The organism is Leptotrichia sp., assembly GCF_057270615.1.
Genome location: NZ_DBHIXN010000081.1, coordinates 1 through 5,913, shown reverse-complemented (window position 1 = coordinate 5,913; position 5,913 = coordinate 1). Strand labels below are relative to the sequence as shown.

The 5,913-nt window shown below is 30.5% G+C and carries 4 protein-coding genes; 1 reads left to right on the top strand and 3 read right to left on the bottom strand.

The window, feature by feature from the left end; genetic code table 11:
• Positions 1 to 101: 101 nt before the first annotated feature.
• The 3 genes from ACO409_RS09965 to ACO409_RS09955 form a co-directional block, all read right to left on the bottom strand.
• Complete coding sequence (locus tag ACO409_RS09965) at positions 102 to 1,904, bottom strand: ShlB/FhaC/HecB family hemolysin secretion/activation protein (protein WP_485556880.1); 1,803 nt, start codon at positions 1,902 to 1,904, stop codon at positions 102 to 104.
• Between the two features lie 309 nt (positions 1,905 to 2,213).
• The gene (locus tag ACO409_RS09960; RefSeq protein WP_018498928.1) at positions 2,214 to 2,798 is read right to left on the bottom strand and encodes a hypothetical protein; all 585 of its coding nucleotides are present in this window, start codon (positions 2,796 to 2,798) and stop codon (positions 2,214 to 2,216) included.
• Between the two features lie 64 nt (positions 2,799 to 2,862).
• Positions 2,863 to 3,654: a ParA family protein gene (locus tag ACO409_RS09955; protein ID WP_485556878.1), complete on the bottom strand. Its 792-nt coding sequence runs from the start codon at positions 3,652 to 3,654 to the stop codon at positions 2,863 to 2,865.
• A gap of 470 nt (positions 3,655 to 4,124) precedes the next feature.
• Here ACO409_RS09955 and ACO409_RS09950 point away from each other — a divergent pair.
• Positions 4,125 to 5,913, top strand: a 1,789-nt coding sequence (locus ACO409_RS09950) for a plasmid recombination protein (RefSeq protein WP_485556876.1), incomplete at its 3' end; no start/stop codon positions are given.

The following is a 5,913-nucleotide window of genomic DNA, read 5'->3' as shown; positions in this document are numbered from 1 at the left end:
TACGTAATATCTTACTTTTTCCTCTCATTTTTTCATCTCCTTTCGATATTTTTACTGATTACAATTTGAATTTTTTTATTATTTCTATTTTGAGTTATTATCTAAAAACTTACTTTCAAAGAGCCACTAAAATACATTTCCTGCTTCTTAGGGCTTAAATAGTCTGAATGCGCCATAGGTTTTGCATATCCAAAGTCAAAATCAAACATTTTTGTATCAAACCTGATTCCAGCTGTCATTCCAGTTACATATCCAGTCCTGTATTTAGATTTATCCCTGTTGTACTTTGCAGCCCCGTATCCATAATTAACATATGGAGAAACAACCGCAAATTTCTTAACTGGAATATTATATGCCAGCTCATTGCTGATTTCTATAGCCTTATCTCCCTGAATGGATTCTCTTGTATTATATCCTCCTACACTTCCAATACCACCTATAGTCTGCCTTTCACTTCCATAGAGCACATCATTTGAATAGCTTCCATAAACATTGGCCCTATAGATAAATTTGTTTGTTACTGGCTTGTAGTAGCTAAGGTTCACATTGTATTTATGAAACTGTGCTTTCGGAGTTGTATCTATTTTGCCGTTATCCCTTTCAGCATTAAATATTTTTAATCCTCTTTCGTAACCAATAGAACTTCCAAAAATTCCTCCAAAGAGTGAAGTAGTAGTATTAAGGCTCACTGTACCGACTGTAAGTTTTCTGTCAGACAATACCGACTTTTCAAGATAGCTCTGATTATGTCTTCTTCTAATTCCCAAATCAAGACTAACCTTGCTTTTCTGATTTCTAAACAATATTTTTTCGAGATCTGCTGATAAAATATGATTGCTCGAATACATGTCATATACAGTATTTGCTGTATAAAAGCTGCTTTCCTGAATACTTTTACTTGAATTGAGTTTTAAGGTGTAAGTTCTGAACTTCATTGTATATCCAAAATTAAACATATCAAGCCGCCTTTTATATGGCAATGTATCCCCATTTGCAGGATCATATCCTACTGGTCCTATTGGCAAAATCTCTCCGGGCTTTAATTCTTCAATTGTTTTCTTCCAGCTTCTGTCTGGATCCTTTTTAGGTACAGTCATATATGTGAAATAGAAGTTGTCTCCAATTCCAAGAGGGCTGTCAATATTAAGGTTGATACCTCTCCTCCATATTCCATTCTGCTTGCTGTCCCCATAGTTGTTAGCTAAGATTCCGACAGTATATTTATTCTTTAATCTATTTTTTACTTCAATTCTTGAATAGTTTTCCTTTCTTCCAGGAAGAACTTCCATAGTCATATTGTTGGCATTGATTGAGTTAAAATTGTCAGTTGCCGTGTCAATGTCCCTGATATTAAAGATTTTCCCCTTGTTCTTTGAAAACATAAAAAATTCCTTATACTTATCAAGCCCATTTCCGGAATTGATCCTTATATCCTCGATTCTTCCTGCAACAATTTCAAGATTTAAAGCTCCAGTAGTCAGGTCATTATTCTTGTCAAAGTTTACAACAGATGTAGTATATCCTTTAGAAATTAACTTGTTTGTAAGATCTGTAAGAAGGTTTTGGATGTCATTGGAACTAAGTTCAAGAAAGACATACTTTCCAATAATTTTATTTTTTTCCCTTTGAGATAACAGCCTGTCGTTGTCTTTTATATTGACTGATTTAATTAAAAATTTATTAGAATTCAAGTTGCCGCTTTCAATATCCTTATCAATCTGAGGCTTAGGGCTGTCAAACTTTGTATTCTCAAACTCCTTCTGCATTTTCTCCTGCTGCTGCCTTGTTCTTTCTTGCTCAATCTGTCTTTGCTGAATATCAATAATTCTGTTAGCTTCATTAACTGGAGCTGGAAAGGCAAGATTTGCAAGTAAAAAAACACAACAACTTACTATTTTTTTCATAAATTTTTACACCTCCTTTTTTTAATTAAAGATTAAATAATTCTAACACAAATTAAAAGAAAATGCAAATAAAAAACGTTTTTAAAGAAACAGTATTTTAGATGAGAATATTATTAATATATATTCATATAGAGGCATATGAGGGTAAATTTGACTATGAAATAAGTTTGTAGTGTAAAAGGTTGGATAATTAGAAAAAATTGCTTAAAATGGCTTATATTAGCAAATTTTAAATTTATAAAAAGTGTATATACATCGTATTCCCCTTTTTTGATATAAAAATAACTTTTTACGAGTGATATAAATTTATTATAACTGTGATTTTATTTCCATTTTTTCGATTTTTAATTGTCTAATTTTTCTTTGAAATTTTTTTATTTCCTTGTTTATTTCTTCAAGTCTTTTTGTATAATCTATTTCAGCTTTTGCCTTTAATTCTTTTATTATATTTGGAGCTTCTTTTGGGTTATTTAAAATTTCCTCTATTTTTTCTTCAGATAAATTTTCAGAGTTTTGGTTAATATATTTCACAGTTCTTTTTGAACTTTTCAAGGCCATAGGATTTTCTCCATATTCTAAATATTGTTTATATTTCATAATAGAAATTGAGACCTGATCCTTAGAGAAGCCCATACTTTTATACCATGCCATAAAAGAGCCATCTTTTTGTGTTTTAAATTTTTCCTGTGCTTCATATAAATATTTACACATTTCTTTTGTTCTATTTTGTATCAGATTCCAAGCCATATACAAATTATTTTCAATACTTCTTATTTCAGAAATAAATTTATCATCTGTTATTTCATAAGCTGAAAAATCAAAATTACTTTCATATTGTTTTATGTTTTCAATTGTTAATTCGTCTATTTTCTTTAATGAGTCAAATCTTCCCATTGTAATACTCCTTTGAATTTTTTATAAAGATTGTATCATTTCGACCGCGGTCGAAATGGAAAAACTATTCTAATTCTTTGATTAGTTCATTTGCAATATTTCTGTAATCTGTCGATGAAGGCGAGGACTTTTTATAAGTTATAATATCAAGATTTTCTAACATTGCATTATTTATATTTGAATCTTTTCTAATATAATTTTTGGATAAAATATTTGGACTAAGTCCCAAGTCATTTGAATTAAAAAAATCTGTGTATTCTTTCAATGCATCTGCAAAAACTCTTGTTCTTTCTTCTACTTGAACAAAAAATACTTTTTTTAATTCTAGTTTAGGATTATTTCTTTTTCCAATAAAATATATTTTTATCAGATCATTAATACCATTGGTATCTATCAGGCTACATTTTGAAGGTGCTACAATATAGTCTGTTGCATTTAAAATACCCCTTACCGTGTTATTTATTGAACCTTCAGTATCAATAATGATATAGTCATAGTCCTGTTTCAGTTGTTCTGTTATATTTGAAAAAATATTAAAGATAGCTTGATTGTCAGAATAACTCGCAAAAAGCATTTCAAGTTGAAGTAATTTTTCATCAGAAATTATAACATCTACTTTATTTTTGCTTGTAATATATTTTGCCTTATCAAATTTCATTGTTTCGTAACATTCTTTTATTAAGTCAAAAATTGTATTATCATTTTTTAAATTAAGATAAGTTGAAACAGCATTTCTTGGGTCAGTATCTATTAATAATATCTTTTTTCCTTTCAAGCTCATTGCATAAGCAAGATTAACAGCTGTAACGGTTTTTCCAGCCCCGCCCTTAGGATTTACTATGCTTATAACTTTCATAAAATACCTCCTTTAAAAATCTATTTATATTTTATATTTCGACCGCGGTCGAAATGTTAAAATTAACAAATATGAAATAAAAAATTATACTTAATAATATTGTACTTTGACTTCCTTAAAACGTCAATAATAATTTTTGATTTTTTGTAAATTTTTTCAGATGAAGATGGCAGAAAAATGATTCAGTTTTGCGAAGTGAAACGCTCGCATTACGAACTCATTTTTTTGCCTGAAAAGCCCTCGGCGTTTGAGAGCTCGGCAGTAATTTTTGAAAAAAATGACAGGCGAGCCATTCATTTTTAATGAATGGAGGAGCTTTGCAAAGGGCTTCGCCCTCTTGCATTGCGACTGGCCGATGCAAAAATTGAGCAGTCCCGAAACTTACGATTTGCAAAAAAAATTATAAATAAGTATAATTAAAATAAATTGAAAAATGAAGAAACATTTTTTGATAAAAGGGGGAATAAAAAATGGCTGAGATTTCAGCAATAAACAATTTCAAGAAATACAATTCTGGATCAGGCAGGAGCAGCATTAACAATGTAGTCAGGGAAGCATTCCGTGAACTGGAGAAGTTTAAGAATAATGTCAATCAGGAACTGACACAGTTTAACAAAATTCTTGTCAAGGATTTATCTGTCCTTGAACGGCAGTATTATGATACAGAAGTTGACAGCAGGAGCAGGGATGTGGTAAGCGTCGTATCGCAGGTGCAGACAGGAAATTTTGAAGTAAGGAATGGAGTAGATTTGACATATATGCTTTCCCTTGAAAAGTGGGAGCAGTATTACAAGGAAAATCTTGAGTTCTTAAATAAAAAATTTGGTAAAAATGCTCGTTGTGTATATGCAGTAATTCACTTTGATGAAAGCACGCCTCATTTGCAGTCAATGTGGACTTTTTCAGAAGAGAATAATCAGAAAGACGAGTATACGGTAAGTGATGTTAACACATCAAAAGTTAAATCGGCTTTAACCAGTGCATTTTTGAGAAGAAATAAGGAGCTTGGGCTAATTGCTGGAACTGATGAGTATAAAAAGGCGTTTGAGGAATTTAAGGTTCAGGAGAAGCCCAAAATCATTGAAAGACAGTTAGCCAAGATGAACAAAAATAAGTCAGATAAAAAGTTTAAATTTGAGAGCGGGACTTCTCCGTTTACTAAAGATTTTTACAGGACTTTCAATGAAGAATTTGTAAATGATTTTATGGTTAAAAATCTTTCCATTAATGAGTTAAAAAATAAGGTTAAGGTGTTTTCAAATGAAGGTGCGGAAGTTGTAGTCAGAAGGACTGAAAAAGTAAATTCTTCTGAAGATCTTGACAGGACAAAATTCGCTATGGAAAAGGAGAAAAAGGATCTTGAAAGTAAGATTGGCAGCAATGATTATTCAAAAAATGAGTTTATGAAATATACAGAAATTCTTTCAAAAAGGGAAATTATTGACAGAAAGAAAAAAATTTCAAAGGAAGATTTCTTGAATGAATTTAAAAACTATGAAACAGATTTCAAGGTAAGAAAAAGTAATAAGGAAATTACGGATTTTAAGCGTATTTTCAATATAAAAAAGATAATCAAGGACAAATTAAATCAAAGACACAATAACAAAAATTTCAAGAAAAATCTTAAAAAAGAAATAAAATTATTTGATGAAGTCTTTAAGAATGTAGATTTTGAAGCAATCAATAAAAAAATAGAAGATTATTCAAAAGGAGAAAAAATTGAAGAGCTAATCAAGAACAGGGAAAACCTGTATTTTGAGATTAAAACACTTGAAACTGAAGAGAGTAATTTAAAAAGTTCAATTAATTTTTTGGAAAAGGAACAAAACAGCAAAAATAATGAAATACGTAATCTTGATGAACAAATCTGGGAAAAGAAAATGGAAGCGGAAAAACCTTACGTCGTTTCAGAAAGGCGGAAACAGGAACTCATTAATGAAGCTCTTAACGAAGCGAGAAAACGTGGAGATACCTTGATGAGAAATATTAAGAAGGACGTAGAAAAGGAAGAAGCCAAGAATAATGCTATAAAGCAGGATATTCTGAATAAAAGGCTTCAACTGGAACAAGAACAGCAGGAACTTAATAACAGGCTTAGACAGCTCAATGATAGCTATGCAGATCTGGAAAAAAAGAAAAGGCATAGAAAAGCCGAACTTGAAAAACTGGGTCAGCCAATTATACAAAAAGAAGTTAATGATTTAGTTCGTGAACATTTGAGATACTACGAAGTTACAGACAAGGATATTTTAAATTTTA